At 41.2% G+C, this 20,453-nt stretch carries 21 protein-coding genes; 13 read left to right on the top strand and 8 right to left on the bottom strand.

The features are described 5' to 3' along the window. Position 1: 1 nt before the first annotated feature. From lpxA to FXV77_RS15485, 4 genes are all read left to right on the top strand, one after another. Positions 2-799, top strand: coding sequence for an acyl-ACP--UDP-N-acetylglucosamine O-acyltransferase (lpxA, locus tag FXV77_RS15500; protein ID WP_148920150.1), 798 nt, complete (start codon positions 2-4; stop codon positions 797-799). 70 nt (positions 800-869) lie between these two features. Beyond that, complete coding sequence (locus FXV77_RS15495) at positions 870-1,454, top strand: ABC transporter ATP-binding protein (protein ID WP_317132160.1); 585 nt, start codon at positions 870-872, stop codon at positions 1,452-1,454. A 48-nt stretch (positions 1,455-1,502) separates the two neighbouring features. Beyond that, a complete protein-coding gene (gene efp, locus FXV77_RS15490) occupies positions 1,503-2,063 on the top strand; it encodes an elongation factor P (RefSeq protein ID WP_148920148.1) in 561 nt (186 codons plus the stop codon). A gap of 74 nt (positions 2,064-2,137) precedes the next feature. Further along, positions 2,138-2,710 carry a 5-formyltetrahydrofolate cyclo-ligase gene (locus tag FXV77_RS15485; protein WP_148920147.1) on the top strand — a complete coding sequence of 191 codons (573 nt, stop codon included), beginning with the start codon at positions 2,138-2,140 and terminating at the stop codon, positions 2,708-2,710. On the opposite strand, the gene FXV77_RS15480 is transcribed toward FXV77_RS15485, so the two are convergent. Continuing rightward, entirely contained in the window at positions 2,691-3,986 is a 1,296-nt protein-coding gene (locus FXV77_RS15480) for an HAD-IB family phosphatase (protein WP_148920146.1), read from the bottom strand. The genes FXV77_RS15485 and FXV77_RS15480 overlap by 20 nt on opposite strands. Continuing rightward, entirely contained in the window at positions 3,983-4,957 is a 975-nt protein-coding gene (locus FXV77_RS15475) for an SDR family NAD(P)-dependent oxidoreductase (protein ID WP_148920145.1), read from the bottom strand. The genes FXV77_RS15480 and FXV77_RS15475 overlap by 4 nt, the downstream gene beginning before the upstream one ends. Positions 4,958-5,107: 150 nt before the next feature. Between FXV77_RS15475 and FXV77_RS15470 the strand changes: the two genes are divergently transcribed. Both FXV77_RS15470 and rmuC read left to right on the top strand, forming a co-directional pair. Next, on the top strand, positions 5,108-6,295 hold the full coding sequence (locus FXV77_RS15470) for a formimidoylglutamase (RefSeq protein WP_148920144.1): 1,188 nt from the start codon (positions 5,108-5,110) through the stop codon (positions 6,293-6,295). A gap of 11 nt (positions 6,296-6,306) precedes the next feature. After that, entirely contained in the window at positions 6,307-7,623 is a 1,317-nt protein-coding gene (gene rmuC / locus FXV77_RS15465; protein WP_148920143.1) for a DNA recombination protein RmuC, read from the top strand. Positions 7,624-7,633: 10 nt separating this feature from the next. Here the strand turns inward: rmuC and ggt are convergent, their stop codons facing one another. Further along, positions 7,634-9,331: a gamma-glutamyltransferase gene (gene ggt, locus FXV77_RS15460; protein ID WP_148920142.1), complete on the bottom strand. Its 1,698-nt coding sequence runs from the start codon at positions 9,329-9,331 to the stop codon at positions 7,634-7,636. Between the two features lie 66 nt (positions 9,332-9,397). On the opposite strand from ggt, the gene FXV77_RS15455 reads away from it, so the two are divergent. Beyond that, positions 9,398-10,165, top strand: coding sequence for an endonuclease/exonuclease/phosphatase family protein (locus FXV77_RS15455; protein WP_148920141.1), 768 nt, complete (start codon positions 9,398-9,400; stop codon positions 10,163-10,165). Here FXV77_RS15455 and FXV77_RS15450 read toward each other — a convergent pair. The 3 genes from FXV77_RS15450 to FXV77_RS15440 are packed head-to-tail and all read right to left on the bottom strand — an operon-like array spanning position 10,157 to position 13,103. Beyond that, positions 10,157-10,483: a nucleotide pyrophosphohydrolase gene (locus tag FXV77_RS15450; RefSeq protein WP_148920140.1), complete on the bottom strand. Its 327-nt coding sequence runs from the start codon at positions 10,481-10,483 to the stop codon at positions 10,157-10,159. The two genes, FXV77_RS15455 and FXV77_RS15450, sit on opposite strands and share 9 nt — an antisense overlap. A 14-nt stretch (positions 10,484-10,497) precedes the next feature. Continuing rightward, the gene (gene dtd, locus FXV77_RS15445) at positions 10,498-10,944 is read right to left on the bottom strand and encodes a D-aminoacyl-tRNA deacylase (RefSeq protein WP_148920139.1); all 447 of its coding nucleotides are present in this window, start codon (positions 10,942-10,944) and stop codon (positions 10,498-10,500) included. A gap of 17 nt (positions 10,945-10,961) precedes the next feature. Further along, a complete protein-coding gene (locus tag FXV77_RS15440) occupies positions 10,962-13,103 on the bottom strand; it encodes a TonB-dependent receptor (RefSeq protein ID WP_246162484.1) in 2,142 nt (713 codons plus the stop codon). A gap of 289 nt (positions 13,104-13,392) precedes the next feature. Between FXV77_RS15440 and FXV77_RS15435 the strand changes: the two genes are divergently transcribed. Genes FXV77_RS15435 through FXV77_RS15420 form a run of 4 tightly spaced genes read left to right on the top strand, consistent with a single transcriptional unit; the run spans position 13,393 to position 16,990 of the window. After that, positions 13,393-14,562: an amidohydrolase family protein gene (locus FXV77_RS15435; protein ID WP_148920137.1), complete on the top strand. Its 1,170-nt coding sequence runs from the start codon at positions 13,393-13,395 to the stop codon at positions 14,560-14,562. Between the two features lie 36 nt (positions 14,563-14,598). Then, positions 14,599-14,877 carry an acylphosphatase gene (locus FXV77_RS15430; protein WP_148920136.1) on the top strand — a complete coding sequence of 93 codons (279 nt, stop codon included), beginning with the start codon at positions 14,599-14,601 and terminating at the stop codon, positions 14,875-14,877. 5 nt (positions 14,878-14,882) lie between these two features. Then, positions 14,883-16,400 (top strand): MATE family efflux transporter, encoded by a 1,518-nt coding sequence (locus tag FXV77_RS15425; protein WP_246162483.1) that lies wholly within the window; start codon positions 14,883-14,885, stop codon positions 16,398-16,400. A gap of 50 nt (positions 16,401-16,450) precedes the next feature. Continuing rightward, on the top strand, positions 16,451-16,990 hold the full coding sequence (locus FXV77_RS15420; RefSeq protein WP_148920135.1) for a hypothetical protein: 540 nt from the start codon (positions 16,451-16,453) through the stop codon (positions 16,988-16,990). On the opposite strand, the gene dusB is transcribed toward FXV77_RS15420, so the two are convergent. Together dusB and FXV77_RS15410 are read right to left on the bottom strand one after the other, a co-directional pair. Further along, on the bottom strand, positions 16,950-17,966 hold the full coding sequence (dusB, locus tag FXV77_RS15415; protein ID WP_148920134.1) for a tRNA dihydrouridine synthase DusB: 1,017 nt from the start codon (positions 17,964-17,966) through the stop codon (positions 16,950-16,952). The two genes, FXV77_RS15420 and dusB, sit on opposite strands and share 41 nt — an antisense overlap. 18 nt (positions 17,967-17,984) lie before the next feature. Next, positions 17,985-18,560, bottom strand: coding sequence for a DNA-3-methyladenine glycosylase I (locus FXV77_RS15410; RefSeq protein ID WP_148920133.1), 576 nt, complete (start codon positions 18,558-18,560; stop codon positions 17,985-17,987). Positions 18,561-18,624: 64 nt separating this feature from the next. Here FXV77_RS15410 and FXV77_RS15405 point away from each other — a divergent pair, with 64 nt between their 5' ends. Continuing rightward, a complete protein-coding gene (locus FXV77_RS15405; protein WP_148920132.1) occupies positions 18,625-19,554 on the top strand; it encodes a DUF4271 domain-containing protein in 930 nt (309 codons plus the stop codon). Between the two features lie 11 nt (positions 19,555-19,565). Continuing rightward, a complete protein-coding gene (locus tag FXV77_RS15400) occupies positions 19,566-20,333 on the top strand; it encodes a uroporphyrinogen-III synthase (protein ID WP_148920131.1) in 768 nt (255 codons plus the stop codon). Positions 20,334-20,453: the final 120 nt, after the last annotated feature.

Here is a 20,453-nt window from a genome sequence, read left to right as displayed (position 1 = left end):
CATGATACAACCGTTATCATACATACATCCAGAGGCTAAAATAGCACAAAACGTGGTAGTAGAACCATTCTCCACCATTCATCGGGATGTAGAAATTGGAGAGGGAACTTGGATCGGGTCCAATGTTACCATCATGAATGGAGCCCGTATTGGAAAAAACTGTCGTATCTTCCCAGGGTCTGTTATCTCGGGCGAGCCACAAGATTTAAAATTTGAAGGTGAGATTACGACTGCGGAGATTGGCGACAATACCACGATTCGGGAATGTGTAACCATTAATCGAGGTACAAAAGATAGGTATAAGACCGTCATTGGAAAAAATTGTCTTATTCAGGCCTATAGCCATATTGCTCACGATTGTTTCGTAGGAGATAATTGTATCTTCTCCAACTCCAGTACACTGGCGGGACACATCACCGTTGGAGACTATGTTGTTCTTGCAGGTATGGTCGCTGTTCATCAATTCTGTAAAATCGGGTCGCATGCCTTTGTGACGGGCGGAACGCTGGTGAGAAAAGATGTTCCACCATTTATCAAAGCGGCCAGGGAGCCTATTGCTTATGCAGGTATCAATTCTGTTGGATTGCGTCGCAGAGGATTTAGTACGGAAGAGATTACAGAAATCCAGGATATCTACCGGGTATTGTTCGTCCAGCACCGCAATCTGACCAAAGCACTCGATTTGGTAGAAGCAGAATTTGCGCCGACAGAATTAAGAGATGAAATACTTTCCTTTGTCCGTAATTCCAATCGCGGCGTAATTAAGGGTTTTAATCAGGGGAGAACCTCGACACTTTAAAAAAAGCTTATTGATTGTAACTTTACAAAATTTAGGTAGACGGTATAATAAAGAATGGATTTTTCGCCATATGGATTATACCTTTTCATTTGGCAAGAAATATGCAATACTGGGGCCAAATGGTTCGGGCAAATCTACTTTGTTGAAAGTGATTTCCGGAAGTCTTGCACCAAGTGAGGGGGAAATCGTCTACGAAAATATATCTACTCAACGCATACTAACAGAAGGTGTTTATCAACAGTTGACGGTCGCAGCTCCTTATATGGAACTGATTGAAGAGTTTACACTGAGGGAGCTGATTTCATTTCATTTTAAATTCAAATCCTACCTATCTGGGTTTGATTTGGGTGAAGTCGTTAGGATATTGCATTTAGAAAAAGCCTTAGATAAAGAAATTCGTTTTTTCTCTTCGGGAATGAAACAGCGTGTTAAGCTGACATTGGCCTGCTGTTCATCCAGTAACATGGTGCTGCTTGATGAGCCTATGAGCAATTTGGATACTGCAGGAGAAGATTGGTACCTATCTTTGATAGAGCGCACTATCGGAACCGATCGGATATTGATAATAGGTTCCAACCAAGAAAAAGAATATGCCTTTTGTGATGAGCAAATAAATATAACTTCCTATAAGGGGGAAAAATTATCGTTTTTATAAGAAGTGGATATTTCGTACTTTTGTTACACTAAACTCAAATAGATTGTTATGTCAAAAGCATCTGAGGTAAAATCAGGGAATATACTTCGTTTTAATGGAGAGCTAGTTACTGTGGAAGAATATATCCACCGTACACCGGGAAATTTGCGCGCATTTTATCAAGCGAGAATGCGTAATGTGCGGACAGGAAAGTTGGTAGAATATCGTTTTAGGACAGACGAAGAGGTAGAGATTGCCCGTGTAGAAACAAATGATTATCAATATTTATATGATGACGCGGATTTCTTCGTTGTCATGGATAACAATACATACGAGCAATTCAATATTCCAAAAGCCTTGTTTGGCGATGCGGCGCGATTTTTGAAAGAGGGTATGAATGTATTGGTTGCGTTTGAAAGCGATGAGCCTATTATGGCAAGCCTACCGGCATCTGTAGAATTGGAGATAACTTATACGGAGCCTGCCGTGAAAGGTGACACATCGACAAACGCCTTGAAAAATGCAACAGTCGAGACAGGGGTCGAGATTCGTGTACCTTTATTTATCAACCAAGGAGATAAAGTGAAAGTGGATACACGTACGGGAGATTATATCGAGCGCGTAAAATAAAAAAATATTAGGTTAGGTTGATTATGCGGTCTTGTTAGCCTCTCAGGCGCAAGGCCGTTTTTTATTAATCGAGCATGACAAAAGCGGAACTACGGAGAAATTATAAGCGAAAGCGTTCTCTCTTAACGGAGATGCAGATCAGTTCGTTCAATACGGGTATATTGAATCAGCTTTTACAATTTGATTGGAAAGGGATGCACTACATTCATACTTTTTTGCCTATTACCGGGCAAAATGAACCGGATATGTGGTCGTTTATAACGAATATCCGAGTGTATTGTCCCGATGTACATATCGTTGTTAGCCGTTCCGAACAGAAAGACCATTCCATGAAACATTTTCTGTTAGCCGACAATGTTGTGCTAGAAGAAAATGCTTGGGGAATCGTAGAACCTGTCGACGGAGAAACGATAGCCGAAACACAACTGGATGTCGTATTAGTTCCTTTATTAGTTGTTGATAAAACCGGCAATAGAATAGGATACGGGAAGGGATTCTACGACCGTTTTTTGGCGAAGTGTCGCCCGGATTGTCTAAAGATAGGTGTATCACTATTTGAACCCGTCGAAAAAATCGATGACGTAGACCCATTGGATGTGCCTTTGGATATCGTGATAACACCTAACTTTATTTATACAATATCCTAAACTTTATGGTATTGTCGATCTGTTTTAATTGCTTTAGAACATCTCTATCATATGCCGTATGAATATCTGTAACAGCGTATCCGATTTCTCCTTTTGTCATTAGAAATTGTGAAATAATATTGATCTCGTTTTCAGCATATACATTATTTATCTGCGCCATGATGCCGGGCACGTTTTGGTGGATATGCAACAAACGATGTGCCTGCGTAAGACGAGGCAATGTCAAGTTCGGGAAGTTTCGACTCATGTAGGTATCCCCATTATTGATGAAGTCCGCCATACGTCTTGGAATAAATTCCGCGTTACGTTTTTTATACTTTTTGTCATCAAAAATGACAATGCCCTTTTCGGTGCATATATTTTTGTTTATAGATCCTTTTACGTCACCCAGATATCCAATGGTTTTTAATTTGTCTGCTTGGGATAATTGTTCATCCTCAATGTGTACGCCATCAGCCAATAAAAGCAGACCGACATCTTTCGTGTATTTGTCTTCGAAAGTGTCTTTTACCCGCACAGAGAAACCATCCCTTTTTAAAATATGGACAGCAATTTCCGGTACGTCACCCACAATAACACATAAAATACGGTTTTTAGGATAGGAAATAGCGCGTGGGAGATCATTCACATATAAGAACTCATCAAAGCTAGGCGTGATGTGATCAGCTTTGTCCGTTACACTTTTTCGTGAGATATTTTCAGTAAAAGCGAAGAACTTCTCAATTAGACCAGATTCCTTTAACTGGAAATCCGAATAACCATCACCAATACCGAATATTCTGCCGTCCAATTTAAGCTCGTGGAGCAGTTTGACTTTACCTCCTTCATCGGAAAGCGGGTTGTTTTCGTCATATCCGATGATGTTGCCATCTTTGTCAAATTTGAACGTATTGGCATATATATTCTCTTTTTGGATGTGATAGGGTGTTACGACGGGCGTAATAAACTCCTTGAATCCGCCCGACACAATAAGTGCAGTGTCTCTATTTTTTTTGAAAAACTCCTTATTTCGACCAAATGATCGGGACACCTTTTTTTTCAGATGGGTTACCAACTTGTCCAGATGACTTTTATTTGCACTCAAGAGTTGGACACGACCAGTTAAGCTCTCTCGAAAGGAAATCTTTCCTTCCATCGCAAGATTGGTGTAGTCCTCTATCTGTTGATAAATTTGTTCCCTGTCGGGATGATTTTCTAAGGATATTCTTGCTAATTCATCCAAAGCTTCGACTTGCGTGAATGTGCTATCGAAATCGATGATGTAATAATTTTTCATTTATAAGTTTTAAAATCCATGCTCATTTCTTTCAAAGTTAAATCAACCGGCTTGAAACAGTATCCTGTAGTGTCAGTCACTTTCTTATTTGTATAAGCCAAATGAGAAGCCGAAGCTTTTGCAGTTTCACGCGACAATGCCGGACGCCCTCCTTTGAATAAGGCGATAATCTTGGCCACCCTCCAGGCTATGCTAAGCATAAAAGGTGTTGCTTTAATCGTTGGAGCTGGTTTATCTAGTAGTTTGGCGATACGTTCCAATAAATTTTTATTGGTAAGGTTTTCACTGTTTAGTACGAAGCGTTCACCACTGATCCCCCGATTGTTCATTAGTAGTGTCATGATTTTGACCACATCTTCTACATCCACAATGCCCACTGTTCCTGGAGGATAAACTTTAATTCCTTTTTCGATCAAGTTAAAGATTGCTCCAGAGGCCTTTTTGCCAGAACCAACACCCATAATGACGGAGGGGTTGACGATAACAGCCTCCAATCCCTCCATAATGCCGCGCCATACTTCTATTTCACTTTCATGCTTAGAAAGAGCATATTTGGAATGGTCAGCCCCATCATCCCATTTACTTTGTTCAGAAATCAATTCGCCCGCTTTCGGAGAACCTAGGGCGGCAATAGAACTCACGTGCACCAAGCGAGCACCGTGCTCCAAACAAAGATTGACAATATGTTTGGTGCCCTCGATATTCGTATGCAACATGGCCGCCCAGTCCTCTTTTTGATAGGATATTTTAGCGGCACAATGATATACCTGTGTCACCCCATCAAAAGCATCGGCTAAAGCGAAATAATCCGTGATATCCGCAGGCAGCCATTCCACTAGGGAAGAAGAACGTAATAGTTCGGGAATTTCAGACTGTTCACGCTTGATAGCTAGAACGGCATTTCCCTCATCGATTAATAACTTAATCAATGTGGATCCTAAAAAACCTGTTCCGCCTGTTACTAATATCACCTATATCGAATTGTCGTTGAAATTGCTCCGCCCAAAGATAACCTATTGATACTGGGTTTGCAAGTGCAAAAAACGGCTATTTTTTTCTTTTCACAATTTGTGGAAACTTTCGCTTTTGACTTTTTAAATATTACCTTTTACTTTGTTAACATGTCTTTAGCTGATTTCTTTACACCTATCGTGACACAGGACTTTTGTTCTGGCACTGATTTTTATAATTCGCAATTCGGAAAAATTATACAGGCTTATGAAACGTCCTTCCCCGATCTGGAAGATTCGGAAAAAAAACCACATATAGCCTTAGTGGGTGTCGAAGAGGAGCGAGCATCTAGTAATAACGGGGGAGTGAAGAAATCGCCAAATGCGGTGCGAAAGCATTTTTATAATCTCTATCAAGGCGATTATGATGTGCGTGTAGCTGATTTAGGGAATATTCAAGCTGGCGCAACGATACAAGATACGTACATCGCTTTAAAAACCGTGGTGGAAGAATTGGTGAAGCAGGATATAATACCCGTTATAATAGGAGGGGGACAGGATCTCACCTACGCCCAATATACAGGTTACGAAGGGCTGGAACAACGTGTGGAAATAGCGGTTATCGATGCCCGATTTGATTTGGATCAAGATCATGTAGAAAATCCCCCGTTAACCTCGAATACCTACCTCAATCATATTATTCTGCATCAACCCGACTATCTGTTTAATCTAAGTAACCTAGCTTATCAAACCTATTTAGTGAGCAAGGAGTCTATTAATATGTATGATAAGCTATTTTTCACTACGATGCGTATTGGTATGATGGCGGGTAAGCTTGATCAGGCAGAGCCCCTAATTCGTGCTGCAGATATGGTCAGTTTCGATATAAGCGCCATACGGGCGTCCGAAGCACCGGGTAATGCTAATGCAAATCCGAACGGACTATATGGAGATGAAGCTTGTCAGTTAACACGTTATGCAGGAATGTCAGATAAGTGTTCGTCAATCGGGTTTTACGAATATAATCCCACTTTTGATCCTATGGGGCATACTGGCAGTTTGGTGGCGCAGATGATATGGTGCTTTATTGACGGATTTTATAGCCGTAAAAATGATACACCGGTTATCCCGAAATCATCTTATATTATTTATCGTACCACGTTAGAAAATGATGATTACGAATTGGTTTTTGTCAAGAGTAAGAAATCCGATCGTTGGTGGATGCAAGTGCCTTATTTTGGTTCTAGATCTGTAAACGAGCGTTATTACTGGGTGCCATGTCGGTATGAAGATTATCAACAAGCGGTAGGTGGTGATATGCCTGATCTCTGGTGGAAAACCCATCAAAAATTACAGTAGGGACGAGGTTTATGGATACATTATCACTTCTTATCATTGTCGTCTTATTCGGTATCATTATTGGGCTCCTTTGGTTGCAGACGCAAAAAATACCCAAAAGCGCTTTGTTGCAAATCGAGCAAGAGAAGAATACCGCTGTGATAGAACTGACCAAAGTGCAAGAACGGGAGCGGTTGCTACAGCAGGGAAAAGCGCTTGTCGAACAGGCATTTGAAACGGAGCGACGTGAACGCGCAGCGTTAGAGCGGACACTCGAAGGCACCAATGCTTATCTACAGGCACAACAAGAGAAATATCAAGCACAGCAAGAAGAAACACAACAATTACGAAAACAGTTTCATTTAGAATTTCAGCAGATGGCGAATGCTATTCTCGAAGAAAAGACGCAGAAATTCACAGCGGTTAACCAACAACAGCTAGATCGGATACTAACGCCATTAAAGGAAAAGATCAAAACGTTTGAGGAGAAAGTAGAGCGTACTTACCAGCAAGAAGCTGGAGAACGTAATGTATTGAAAGGTGTAGTGGAGCAGCTTATGCAGCAAAGTATGCTCATTAAAAACGAGGCGAATAATCTGACAAAAGCACTGAAAGGCGATAATAAGAAGCAAGGGTATTGGGGTGAAATTATCCTGGAACGGGTATTAGAGCGTTCGGGTTTGATAAAAGATCAAGAATATAGGCTGCAAGCGGTATTTGACGAAGATAATAGCCGTAAAATTCCAGATGCCATTGTTTTACTTCCGGAAAATAAACATCTGGTCATTGATTCTAAAGTATCGTTGACGGCGTACGAACGTTGGGTGAATGAGGAAGAGGAAGCAGAACAAGTTCACTACCTACAACAACATGTACAGTCCATCGAATCACATATCCGGCAGCTATCAGCAAAAAATTACCACGATCTCTATGGCATCCATTCTCCAGATTTTGTCCTATTGTTTATGCCGGTAGAATCTGCTTTGAGTGTTGCTATTAAGGAAAAATCGGATCTATTTTCCAATGCTTGGGATAGGAAAGTCGTTATTGTAGGGCCGTCAACGCTGTTGGCTACATTGCGGACGATTGCTAGTGTGTGGGTACAGGAGCGCCAAAACCGTAATGTATTGGAAATAGCGAAAGAAGCAGGCTTACTATATGACAAGTTTGTAGGATTTTTGAATGATATGGAACAAATGGAAACCCATTTGCAACGTGCGTCGGAAAAACACCAAGAGGCTATGCGAAAGTTGTCGACGGGTACGGGAAATGTGATCAAAAAAGTAGAAAACCTAAAGCAGCTTGGCGCAAAAGCAAATAAGCAGATCGATCCAAAATATCTGGAGTAAAGGCGTTATCTCAATACCCTACAGCGACATCATCCCCACGTGGATCCGCGCCCGTTTGTAATTTCCCGTTAGGAAGGACGACAATATTTTCCATACGACCTATCGATTGTCGTGGGTAGAGGACATAACCGTCGCTTTCCAAACTTGTACGGACATGTTCGGCGACTGCTTTTCCCTCGACATCAATGCGATCGGGCTTCCATTGGTGATGAAAACGAGGTGCGTTTACAGATTCTTGTGCACTCATACCAAATTCCAGAACATTAAGAATACCCTGAAATACCGATGTGATGATCGTTGACCCGCCGGGTGTTCCAATAACCATCTTTAGCTGTCCATTCTGTTCAACAATGGTGGGAGTCATCGCGCTCAACATCCTTTTTTGTGGAGCTATGGCGTTCGCTTTGCCTCCTAGTAAACCATACAAATTAGGTGTTCCCGGTTTTACAGAAAAGTCATCCATTTCGTTATTTAATAGAAACCCAGCGCCATCTACCCATACATAAGCGCCATAAGATCCGTTAATAGTAGTCGTCAATGAAACCGCATTCCCGTCCTTGTCAACAATGCTGAAGTGGGTGGTTTCTTCCGATTCATAACCCGGAAAGGACGATGCCTGTACTTCGGAACTAGGTGTCGCTTTGGCCAGGTTTACGTTTGCCATCCGATCTTGGTTAAGTTTTTTATCGGTTAGATATTGTACCGGTACGTTGTAAAAATCAGGATCGCCTAGGTAGGATGCCCTATCAGCATATATACGCCGCTCAGCCTCTACCATTGCCCTTACTGTACTATCGGATTGGAAGCCCCAAGCACGCAGAGGGTATTGCTCTACCGATTGTAATAATGCTAACAAAGCAATGCCACCACTAGAAGGAGGAGGCATGGAAATAATCTTGTAATCCTTATAAGTTCCGACAATGGGTTCTCGCCAAACGGCATGATAGTTCGCTAAATCAGCATGTGTCATAATCCCATTTCCACGTTTCATTTCCGCAATAATGAAATCAGCCGTTTCCCCTTTATAAAAACCATCTCGTCCTTGTTCAGCAATCCGTTTTAACGTGCCTGCAAGTTGTGTCTGTACAAATAGATCGCCGGTTTTCCATTCTTCGTTCCGAATAATGGCGGCTCCATTCCGATTAAACTGTTTGAACCGATCTTGATAGTTGTTAAATTCTCTTGCTTGCTGGGTAGTGATGGAAAATCCCTTTTCAGCAAGATCAATAGCTGGTTGGATGAGCTTTTTCCAGGGCATACTGCCGTATCTTTTATGAGCCTCTTCCATTCCAGCAACCGAGCCGGGTACACCCGCGGCGAGTTGACCGTACAGGCTGAGATCCGTTATGGGATTCCCTTTTTCATCCAAGTACATATCACGATGTGCGTGTTCGGATGCTTTTTCGCGAAAATCAAGGGATGCAACATGACCATCCTTGCCCCGGTATACCATAAAGCCACCTCCACCGATGTTTCCGGCATTTGGATAAACGACGGCGAGGGCGAATTGTACCGCAATGGCAGCATCAATAGCGTTCCCCCCTTTTTTGAGTATATCTATGCCAACCTGCGAGGCCAAGGGATGAGCAGTGACTACCGCGGCATGGCTAAATTCCTGTCCGGTGATCGTAAGAGGTTTATCTTGAGCTTTAGGATGGGGACTTACTAAAAATAAAGTGATAAAAAAGATGGTAGAAAGTAACTTCATAGAGACAAAACAGTTTATCGTGGGTAAATATAAATTAAAAATGTTTTTTTGTCTAACTTAGATGCCATGAAAACATTTTTTTCCACTATTGTATTTTGTGTTTTTTTCGTTGTGCTCCATGCACAATCGGTTCGCATATTAACATATAACATACATCATGGTAATCCGCCGGGCCATCCGAATAAAATCGATTTGCCCCGCATAGCGGAAGTTATTAAAACCGCTGATGCTGATGTTGTCGGTATACAAGAAGTGGATGTCCGTGTATCGCGTTCGCAAATGGTAGATCAAGCAAAAGAATTGGCAAGCCTGACAGGGATGCACTATTTTTTCTCGAAGGGTATCGATTTAGAAGAAGGCGAATACGGCACGTTAATCCTTACAAAGCATAAAATTGTCGGCAATAAACACTATGATTTACCCATGGTCGAAAAAAGTGAAAACAGATCGCTAGCCGTTGTCGATTTGGAGCTGCCCACTGGCGAAATCCTGTCTTTTGCGAATACGCATCTGGATTTAAAAGCAAAAAATAAAGTTGCACAAGCAAACTATATAAATGAATTAGGTGCAAGAATAGAAAATCCGTTGATTCTTGTTGGGGATTTTAATGCGAAACCTAGTGAAGAGACTATTAAAATCTTAGAAGAACAGTTTGTCCGAAATACGACAACTAACGGCCCGACGCATCCAAACACTGGAGCAAAAAACGAAATCGATTATATTATGGTCGGAAAACAAACGAAATTCAGTTGGAAAACCTATAACACAATCCTCGAAACGTATGCTTCCGATCATTTACCCGTATTTGCGGAAATAGAAATAACACTACAATAATTTCTCGTTGTTCTTGTGACGGTCCGCATCACGGATGGATTTCTTTTCTAGGTTTTTTTGCAACGCATCGGTGAGGTCTATCCCTGTTTGATTGGCAAGACAGATAAGTACAAATAATACATCTGCCATTTCATCTGCTAGATTGACCTCTTTATCCGATTTTTTAAAGGATTGCTCCCCGTATTGCCGAGCCATAATCCGCGCCACTTCTCCCACTTCTTCCATCAGCATAGCGGTGTTCGTCAACTCATTGAAATAACGCACACCGGTGCTATTAATCCATTTGTCTACGAGGTCTTGTGCTTCTTTTATAGTCATATCTTTAAATCTCCTTACTCTTTCGTGTCCAAAATAATCGTTACCGGACCATCATTCCGCAGATCTATTTTCATATCTGCTCCGAAAATACCCATTTGTACCTGTTTACCCAATAGCGTAGATAAACGTTCACCCATAACTTGGTACAAAGGTTCTGCTTTGTTGGGTCTTGCCGCACGGATAAAAGAAGGCCGATTACCTTTCTTGGTCTGCGCAATTAAGGTAAATTGGGATATAAGAAGGATGTTGCCACCTATATCCTGAACAGATTTGTTCATTAAGCCCGCTTCGTCAGAAAAAATACGAAGATTGACTAGTTTTTGAGCCAACCATTCCTGTTCTTTCTCTGTGTCATCTTCTTCTACACCCAATAATACCAATAACCCTTGTTGAATTGCTCCGGTACATACGCCATCTACTGTACACGAAGCTTGTGTAACCCGTTGTATAACTGCTCGCATGCTGCAAGATAAAAAAATTAAAACCGGATATTTAATCCAAACATGAAATTTGTTTCCGCTTGAGGATAATACGCATTGCCGTAAAGTCGTGTTCCATTAGGGGTAATGCCACCGTATGTATAACCGTGAGATTCATACTTTTCATTGAAAATATTGTTGATAGCTAAATTTGCGTCTATATTTTCAATACCTAACAAAGAGAAATTATAGCGTACACGCAGATTGTTTACAAAGAAAGGGTCTACGCTGCGGTCTGCCGACTGTGTATTGTCCAAATATTGCCTAGATACGTATTTGCTGGCCACACTAAATTCCATTGGACGTATGGGTGAATAGGAAAGCTCATTGGACAAGATCACGGAGGGAGAAAACGAGATGGTCGTGGAACGATAGTGCTGTTCTACCTGTGGTTCGTCCAATTCATTCCAGTCTTCGTCCATTACCGTAAGATATTCCGTGTAGTTTTTGATTTTGTTTTCACTGAGGCCAGCTGTTGCTTTCCATCTAAACTGTTCCGATATCTGCCAGGCGCCGTCCAATTCCAGTCCGATACGGTAGCTGTCTGGCACATTTTCCCGTATCGATCCACCCACATCGTTGATTTCACCCGTTGCAATCAGTTGGTCTTTATAAAACATACCATACATATTGACACCGATATTCAACGATTCCCGTTTCAATCGGTAACCCGCTTCGATATTATGCATTTTCTCTGCTTTAGGACGAGCGTTGGGCGAGGATTCGACATAGTCGTTGCGAACAGGTTCTTTATTGCCAAATGCATACGAGGCGTATAGATTTGCGGTTGGCGATAATATATAGGTCGTTCCGATTTTTGGATTGAAGAAGTGATGCTTTACATTCACATCCGCCAGTTCCAGATTGTGGTTATACCCTTCAAAAGTGTAATCTACTAAGCGGTATTGCAAATCTGTATACAGGCGTACCGCACCGAAAGTAGCGTTCCATTTACCGTATATATTCACATCATTTTTTTCTGCGTCATTGAGATAATATTTGTCACCTAATTGACTATCCGAAGCATACTGTGCCCAAATTACTTCCCCATAATGATCGCCCCGATATTGATTGGCACCTCCACCGAAAATCAAGTTGTGGTTTTCATTTACCTGGTGATGGATAGAGAACACCGTTCCGTAAAAATAATTGTCTAGCCAACGGCGACGGACGAGATCTGTGGTGTCGATGGTTATACCACTGATTTCGATAGGCGCTAAACCATAAGCATTAAATGGTTCATCGTTTCTGTATTCTTCGTAATAACCGGCACCTCGTGTATAATGTAGTGCCATATTAAACGTGGTGCGCTCCGATGCAAAATAGTTGTAATGCAGATGGTGATGCGTTTGCGTGTAGTTGTCGGTCTGGTTTTCGTACGTAAAACCATTATAGCGACGATTATCATCCAACATTTCTTCCGGTACACCATCCCATGCCTGATAGGTTTTCTCCTTGCCGGAGAACACGGTGGCTTTCAGATGATGTTTTTCACCATAATATCCCGCGTCGATATAGAAGGATTTTAAATCAGAGGTAGCACGGTCAATATAGCCGTCCGAACTAATCCGTGATAAGCGGGCATTAAAAGCAAATTTATCGTTAATTAATCCCGAGCCGACTTTAATGGTGTTTTTCCACGTATTATAAGAGCCTACGCTATTGTTGAGTTCGGCGTATGGGGTTGGCTCTAGTGCATCCGACTGTATATTAAGCGACGCGCCAAAAGCTCCCGCGCCGTTGGTTGACGTTCCTATACCGCGTTGAATCTGAATGCTTTCTGAACTCGATGCAAAATCGGGAAGGTTTACAAAAAAAGAACCCATACTCTCGGCATCATTCAACGGAATACCATTAAGGGTAACATTGACACGCTGATTGTCCGACCCTCGGATCCTCATATTGGTATAACCGATTCCCGCGCCAGCATCTGAACCGATGACAACGGATGGTGTCTGGTCGAGTAAATACGGGATATCCTGTCCGAGATTTCCCCGCTTAATGTCTTCTTTTAAGATATTTTTGTACGTTGTTGCAGCGTTATTTGCTGCTCGTGTCGCCATGACCTGTACTTCGACGAGCACACGAACGGTGTCCGGCTTTTGTGCATAAGTGATGAATGCTCCGAGAAGCATAGCCATGGTTATAATTCCATGTTTTAACATAAAAAATAATAATTAAACTACGTTAAACATACTATTACAAGGGGTTTGCAATAGTGACCAATTTAACTAACCACTCCCTACGCCAGCATTATCTGGATCAGGTGCGTCCCGCGATTATGCGAGACTGGGTATGATCTCAGCCCGTCTTTATGTTTAAAACAAGGCACCCCTATTCGATACCGCAAAAGTAAAGATTAATTTGATATTCTCAAATTATGGCGTCATTTTTGATTCTATCTGAATAACAAAATATTCAATTAGTTAAATGAGGTATATTTCAGCAAGCATTGTGATTCCTGTCAAAGGGAATTTCATGAGAAAGGGTGTCGTTGCGATTGATAAAACCGGTATGATTAAGGGGGTCTACGAAGAAACGGACCCTGAAGTATCGGATGTGAAGAAGGAATTTTACGACGGAGTCTTAATACCGGGTTTTGTCAATGCACATTGCCATATTGAATTGTCCCACATGCTTGGTAAAACGAAGAAAGGAACGGGGCTACCGCGTTTTTTGGCGGATGTAATGAAACAACGGGCCGCAAAAGAAAAGGACATTTTGGCGAAAATTGAAGCGGCCGATGAGACCATGTACAATAATGGCATCCAAGCGGTGGGCGATCATGTTAATACGGAGTTGTCGGCAAAAATAAAAACAAATAGCCGGATAAAATACCACACGTTTGTAGAAGTCATGGCGATGGCAAAGGAAGATATACAAGTCCGTGTGGATAAAGCACGTGATATTGAATTTTATTTTGATGCTAATCATGCTTCCATTACGCCGCATGCCCCGTATTCGTGCTCGAAAGAGCTGTTTAAGGCATTTCGTAAGCTCGTGAGCGAGGATAATATCCTAAGTGTCCATAATCAAGAGAGCGATGAAGAGAATAAACTCTATCGCTATAAACAAGGGGAGTTTCTCGAATTTTATAAGGAAATGGGATTGAATGCAGAGTCGTTCAAAGCGCAGGCCAGAAATTCTATCCAGTCTTACCTTGCCCACCTGCCGAAGAACAATAGGCTCATGTTAGTCCATAATACTTATATGTCCTTAAAGGATATTGATTTTATCGAACGTTTAGGCAGAGACGTTTACTTTTGTGTCTGTCCAAAATCAAATCTGTACATTGAGGGCAAGTTGCCTAAAATCCTCAATTTTGTTCCGAACCAAAACCGAATGGTGATTGGTACAGACAGTTTGGCTTCTAACGATACACTTGATATCCTGGAAGAATTGAAGGTGATTTCCTCACACTTTAGCCAATTGGATTTCTTGCAAATCCTACCATGGGCAACGATTAATGGTGCGGAAGTGCTGGGACTTGCCGATCAGCTTGGATCTATCGAGGTCGGTAAAACACCGGGTTTAGTCCTGCTGGAGGGAATGAACAACTTGCGGCTGACGGAACGGGTCACGTTGAAAAGAATAGCTTAGTTTCTTTCCATTTTCTTCTTACATTTGCTTGTAAGAATGAAACATCTGGATATTACGATTACAGGCAAGGTGCAAGGCGTATATTATCGTGCAACGTGTAAGGCAGTCGCGGATCAGCTCGGGGTAAAGGGATTTGTTATGAACCAGCCCGATGGTTCGGTATATATGGAGGCCGAAGGTGAGTCCTTTGCATTGGAGGCTCTGTTAGAATTTTGCCACGAAGGGCCTGATCGTGCCGAAGTTGCAGCAGTCAGTTCTATTGAAGGCCCCGTGCAAGGTTTTAAGAATTTTGATGTCATAAAAAAGAAAAGATAGCCGTTGTGTCTTCCGTCAAAAAATTTGTAAGTGATACGGTGATATATGGTTTTACGACCATTGTCCCCCGTATGATCGGTTTTTTGATGACGCCCATATATCTCCGTAAATTTGAAAATGCCGCGGTATATGGATTATATAACTATCTCTACTCTTGGGTTTCTATGTTGAATGCTATTCTGGCATTCGGAATGGAAACTACGTATTTCCGGTTTTTGCAAAAAGTTGATTCCAAAGATAAGGATAGGGTTTTTAACAACAGCTTTGTTGTTACCTTGATTACCTCCTTGCTGTTGCTGGCCTCTGTTTTTACTTTTATTGATCCAATAGCAACTTGGTTTGCGGGAGACGAGAATGTCGACGAATATGCCAAATATATCCAATATTTTGTATTTATTTTGGTAGCTGATGCGTTGGCGGTAGTGCCTTTTGCGAAGTTGCGGGCACAGGGACGTCCTATCCGATATAGCTATCTGAAGTTTATCAATATTTTCATCACTGTTCTTTCAAACTTATTTTTTATCGTTTACTTATCTAGCTGGACGAAATCGTCTACCTTTTGGGCTAATTTTGCAGCGGGTTGGTTTCAGGAAGGATGGATAGGTTATGTTTTTATTTCCAATCTGCTAGCCAGTAGCATAACATTACTTTTGTTGGTGCCGGAGATGTTGACATTAAGGCTGCGTATCGACAGACCGCTCATGAAAAATATGCTAGCTTACAGCTTCCCGATTTTGATTGCCAATATATCGTTTATTATCAATGAAAATCTGGACAAAATGTTTTTTCCGAAATTATTACCTGGGGAATACGGAAGAACAGAACTTGGTATATACGGTGCGGTGAGCAAAATTGCTATTTTTCTAAATTTATTTATCACCGCTTTTCGTCTAGGTGCAGAGCCTTTCTTTTTCTCATACGCTAAAAATGAAAATGCCTCCCGTACGTATGCCAAGATTATGGAGTACTTTGTAATGCTGATGGTATTGGTCATGGTGGGTATCACCGTAAACCTGGATTGGCTTAAAGATTTTATCAAAGGAAATGAACTCCAACCAGACATCTACTGGACCGGATTAAAAGTCGTACCGTTCATACTTTTAAACTTTGTTTTACTAGGCATCTATATGAACCTATCCGTGTGGTATAAATTGACCGACCAGACACGGTTTGCCTTATATATATCGTTGACCGGTGCGTTAGTGACGATCGTCTTAAATTTTCTGCTGATTCCTATTTATTCGTATCCAGGCGCCGTTGCTACAACTACTGCAGCCTATTTGGTGATGATCGGATTGTCTCTTTTCTGGGGGCAGAAATATTATCCGATACCTTATCATTTCCTTAAAATAATTCTTTATCTTGTGAGCGGTTTAGGCGTCTCGCTTGCTAGTTTCTTTATTTTTGATAGTAACTTCTGGATTGGTAATGGCTTACTGTTATTGTTCTGTTTAACGATTATTTTTTTGGAAAGAAAGAATATACAGCTGTTGTTGTCGCAGCGAAAAAATAATTTGAAATAACGTAGCATTTATAGCTCGTGTGCCGTTTACTTGTTTATTAATATTATTTTATGAGAAAAATTTTGCTTTTTTGGAGTTTTATGGCTTTTGTATTCGTTAGTCATGCCCAGGAATCGAGGCGAGAACGAGCAGCTGCACGCCCCAATCATATCATGTTAGATCCGATCTCTTTAATTGCAGGACCAGTACTTAATTTCTCCTATGAACGTGCCATTAACGAAGATGTAGGCCTGGGAGTACATAGTCTGTTGGGTTTAGGTGCGATGGACGAAATGATACAGTTTTCACCATTTGGACGACTGTATGTAGGCGGTTCGCATGGTGCAGGTTTTTTTATGGAAGCTTTTGTGCCGATTGTCAATAAGGAAGAAACGTTTGAGAAATATAGCGATGCTCATGCGAATTATATAGAGGTTACGGAACAGCGTACATCGGTAGGACTGGGGGTAGGTTTAGGAGGTAAGTGGCTTTTTAAAAGAAACCTGATGTTGGAAGTCGGTGGAGGCATTGCCCGTAAGTTTATCAACACAACCGACAACATGGAATCTATTACCGGTAAATGGATGGTAGGATTTGGGTATGCGTTTTAAACCTTTCCTTTATTTCTTCTAGTACCTCCAGAATTTCATTATGGTTTCCTAATCCCACCAATTTTGTACGGTATTCCTTAAAATTCGGTATACCCTTAAAATAATTGGCGTAATGGCGGCGCATTTCGAAAATACCGGTTTTATCCCCTTTCCATTCAATAGACTTGATCAGATGGGTTTTACAGACTTCGACACGCTCTTCGATTGTCGGGCCTTCCAATTGCTCTCCTGTTTCAAAGAAATGTTTGATCTCCCGAAATATCCAGGGATATCCGATGGATGCACGTCCAATCATAATGCCATCTACTTCATATTCCATACGCCAAGCCGCGGCTTTTTCCACGGAGTCTATATCCCCATTTCCAAAAATAGGGATTTGGATACGAGGATTACGTTTTACGTCCCGTATCATACTCCAGTCGGCCTGCCCCTTATACATCTGGGCTCTTGTACGTCCGTGGATCGATAAAGCTTTGATACCTACATCCTGGAGGCGTTCGGCGACTTCGTATACATTTTTGGTGTTATCATCCCAGCCAAGACGCGTTTTTACGGTTACCGGAAGGGGTGTGGCATCGACAACAGCCTTGGTCATGGCAACCATTTTATCAATATCCTGCAGTAGACTGGCCCCTGCACCACGACAAGCAACATTCTTTACCGGGCAACCATAATTGATATCGATTAAATCCGGATGGGCTAAGGTGCATATCTCGGCAGACTGGCGCATGCTTTCGATGTCAGAACCAAATATCTGTATACCAATAGGCCGTTCGTATTCAAAGATGTCAAGCTTTTGTTTTGATTTGGCCGCATCGCGAATTAGTCCTTCTGAAGAAATGAACTCCGTGTACATCATATCCACACCGTTTTGCTTACACACATAACGGAATGGTGGGTCACTGACATCCTCCATAGGAGCCAGTAGCAACGGAAATTTACCTAAATCAATATGCTCACCAATCTTAACAGCCATCTTAACTTTTTTGCAAAGTTACGAAACTGCCTTAAAATCACAACTATCCAAATGATCATCAACCATACCTACGGCCTGCATAAATGCATAACATATCGTTGTTCCGAAAAACTTCATGCCGCGCTTTTTGAGATCTTTCGAAATGGCGTCCGATTCCTTACTGTGTGTTTGGGCGGATTTTAAATCTTTTAACGAGTTGACGATGCGTTTTTTCTCTGGCATAAAGCTGTAGAGATAGTTGTAGAATGATCCAAATTCTTGCTGTATTTGTATGAATATTTGTGCGTTTTTTACGGTTGCGGCTATTTTACCACGGTGGCGGATGATACGTTCGTCGAGCACGAGTGCATCAATTTTATGCTCATCAAATTGTGCAACCTGTTTGTAATCAAATTCGGCAAAAGCCTTTCGATAACCTTCTCTACGACGCAAGATTGTAATCCAGCTTAAACCCGCCTGCGCCGATTCCAGGACAAGAAATTCAAAAAGAACGGTGTCAGAATCTACTTCTTTGCCCCATTCTTCATCGTGGTACTTTACATATAAATTGTCGTTACCGCACCAAGGGCAACGTTCAATAGGAGATAACGTCATGTGTTTTTCTTTTTTAGCTTGGTGATATTATGCTAACTTTACGCCAAAGTAAGAAAATTTTCGGATGTATCTATTGAAGCGTATCTTTTTGAGTAGCATACTGTGTTTGATCATCAGCATAGCGTGGGAGCAAGAGGACACTACCCGTATGTTGACAATACGTGAAAGCGTGAAAGAAACGGAAATCGATATGTTCAATTATATATTTCCGTCGACGGATCGTCCAAATAAACTCCTTGAACAATTTTTGTCAGATATTGAATACCGTAGTGTAAATCCGGTCGCTGCTTTGGATTATATGCAATCCATCAATAAATCCTCCGAAAGCATTTCCCACGGGCAAGGGGAGATAAAAAGCGAACGGCCGGTATGGGTATTGGTGGTTGTTTTTCTGTTGTTTCTGGCTGTTGCACTCGTGCGTCTTGCATTTCCAGGTGATTTTACGATGATTGTACAGGCATATTACGACGAACGGACATTGCAACAGGTGAGTAAAGAAGACAATATGCTGACATCTTGGCCGTATATATTTCTTTATCTCATTTTTAGCCTTGCATTAGGGCTTTTTATTGTGTTATTGGAGTCTTCTTTTGAACGTTTTGACGTTCTCAGTTTGGAAAATTATTTACGAACGGCTCTTCTTGTTGCGCTATTGTTTATTATTAAAATACTCTTAATCAGATTTATTTCGTTTGTATTTGAAATAGATCGGCTTGTGAGAGAATATGTCACTGTCCTTTATTTAGTTTACTTTAATAGCATGCTTTTTTTGATGCCTTTTCTATTAACGGTGACCCTCGTTCCTACTACCTATTTTAAGATTCTGTTAATTTTGTTCAGTATATTGGTGTCTATCTTGTTCATATATAGGTTTTTGAGAACTGCTTTCCGCTTGTTCGGAAATCTAAAGTTTTCAGTTTTTTATTTAATTCTGTATCTTTGCGCACTTGAAGTAGCGCCGATTTTGATATTGGTGCGAACATTGAGCAATTAAAAAAATCGAATATGCAAGTAGATGAAGCAAGAGCCAAGAAGGTAAAAAGTATTTTAGTTACCTTGCCCAAACCTGAAAATGATAAGTCTCCGTATTTTGCCTTAGCAGAAAAATATAACTTGAAATTGGACTTTAGAGGGTTCATCCATGTAGAAGGTGTCCCGGCTAAAGATGTGCGAAAGGAAAAAATTAACTTTGCCGATTTTACAGCTGTTATCTTTACCAGTAAAAATGCGGTCGACCACTTCTTTCGTGTATGTGAGGAAATGCGATATGAAGTGCCGGCTGACATGAAATATTTCTGTATCTCGGAGGCTATTGCGCTTTATCTGCAAAAATATATCCAATATCGTAAGCGTAAAATTTTCTTTGGGAAGCAAACTGCTAAAGATTTAGAAGAGGTTCTAAAGAAGCATAGTAAAGAAAAATTCCTTTTTCCATGCTCTGACGTTGCTAATGAAGAAACACAAAAATGGCTACAAGATAACGGATACGACTTTACCCCGGCAGTGCTCTTTCGCACCGTTATCAGCGACATCAAAGATTTGGAGAATGTATTTTATGATGTTATCGTTTTCTTTAGCCCATCAAGTGTACAATCGTTGTTCGAGAATTTTCCTGATTTTAAACAAAAGGATACACGAATTGCGGCATTTGGCGCTACGACCCAACAAGAGCTGCTTAACCATAATTTAGTTTTGGATATACCGGCCCCCACGCCAGAAGCACCAAGCATGACCATGGCGGTGGAACAATACATTAAACAGGCGAATAAATAGGAGAAATATGGCGCTTGTTATTTCTTATTTAGAATATTTCTATTTAATTTGTGCGTGCATATGGATCCGATAAAATTAAAATTATCGTATCATCATTTAAGAGGAATATTTTTTTAAGTT

Source organism: Sphingobacterium phlebotomi, assembly GCF_008180195.1.
Classification (GTDB): domain Bacteria; phylum Bacteroidota; class Bacteroidia; order Sphingobacteriales; family Sphingobacteriaceae; genus Sphingobacterium; species Sphingobacterium phlebotomi.
The sequence above is the reverse complement of the archived record's forward strand: the minus strand, read 5'-3'. Positions and strand labels throughout refer to the sequence as shown.

What these genes read in the sequence shown, in the direction of transcription:
- FXV77_RS15440 (WP_246162484.1), bottom strand. Translation starts at nt 13,103, where the DNA reads ATGGCTATGCTTCTCGGAGCATTCATCACTTATGCACAAAAGCCGGAC.
- FXV77_RS15405 (WP_148920132.1), top strand. Translation starts at nt 18,625, where the DNA reads ATGTATCTATTGAAGCGTATCTTTTTGAGTAGCATACTGTGTTTGATC.
- FXV77_RS15485 (WP_148920147.1), top strand. Translation starts at nt 2,138, where the DNA reads ATGACAAAAGCGGAACTACGGAGAAATTATAAGCGAAAGCGTTCTCTC.
- dusB (WP_148920134.1), bottom strand. Translation starts at nt 17,966, where the DNA reads ATGGCTGTTAAGATTGGTGAGCATATTGATTTAGGTAAATTTCCGTTG.
- FXV77_RS15450 (WP_148920140.1), bottom strand. Translation starts at nt 10,483, where the DNA reads ATGACTATAAAAGAAGCACAAGACCTCGTAGACAAATGGATTAATAGC.
- FXV77_RS15435 (WP_148920137.1), top strand. Translation starts at nt 13,393, where the DNA reads ATGAGGTATATTTCAGCAAGCATTGTGATTCCTGTCAAAGGGAATTTC.
- FXV77_RS15480 (WP_148920146.1), bottom strand. Translation starts at nt 3,986, where the DNA reads ATGAAAAATTATTACATCATCGATTTCGATAGCACATTCACGCAAGTC.
- dtd (WP_148920139.1), bottom strand. Translation starts at nt 10,944, where the DNA reads ATGCGAGCAGTTATACAACGGGTTACACAAGCTTCGTGTACAGTAGAT.
- FXV77_RS15420 (WP_148920135.1), top strand. Translation starts at nt 16,451, where the DNA reads ATGAGAAAAATTTTGCTTTTTTGGAGTTTTATGGCTTTTGTATTCGTT.
- ggt (WP_148920142.1), bottom strand. Translation starts at nt 9,331, where the DNA reads ATGAAGTTACTTTCTACCATCTTTTTTATCACTTTATTTTTAGTAAGT.
- efp (WP_148920148.1), top strand. Translation starts at nt 1,503, where the DNA reads ATGTCAAAAGCATCTGAGGTAAAATCAGGGAATATACTTCGTTTTAAT.
- lpxA (WP_148920150.1), top strand. Translation starts at nt 2, where the DNA reads ATGATACAACCGTTATCATACATACATCCAGAGGCTAAAATAGCACAA.
- FXV77_RS15430 (WP_148920136.1), top strand. Translation starts at nt 14,599, where the DNA reads ATGAAACATCTGGATATTACGATTACAGGCAAGGTGCAAGGCGTATAT.
- FXV77_RS15470 (WP_148920144.1), top strand. Translation starts at nt 5,108, where the DNA reads ATGTCTTTAGCTGATTTCTTTACACCTATCGTGACACAGGACTTTTGT.
- FXV77_RS15410 (WP_148920133.1), bottom strand. Translation starts at nt 18,560, where the DNA reads ATGACGTTATCTCCTATTGAACGTTGCCCTTGGTGCGGTAACGACAAT.
- FXV77_RS15495 (WP_317132160.1), top strand. Translation starts at nt 870, where the DNA reads ATGGATTATACCTTTTCATTTGGCAAGAAATATGCAATACTGGGGCCA.
- rmuC (WP_148920143.1), top strand. Translation starts at nt 6,307, where the DNA reads ATGGATACATTATCACTTCTTATCATTGTCGTCTTATTCGGTATCATT.
- FXV77_RS15400 (WP_148920131.1), top strand. Translation starts at nt 19,566, where the DNA reads ATGCAAGTAGATGAAGCAAGAGCCAAGAAGGTAAAAAGTATTTTAGTT.
- FXV77_RS15455 (WP_148920141.1), top strand. Translation starts at nt 9,398, where the DNA reads ATGAAAACATTTTTTTCCACTATTGTATTTTGTGTTTTTTTCGTTGTG.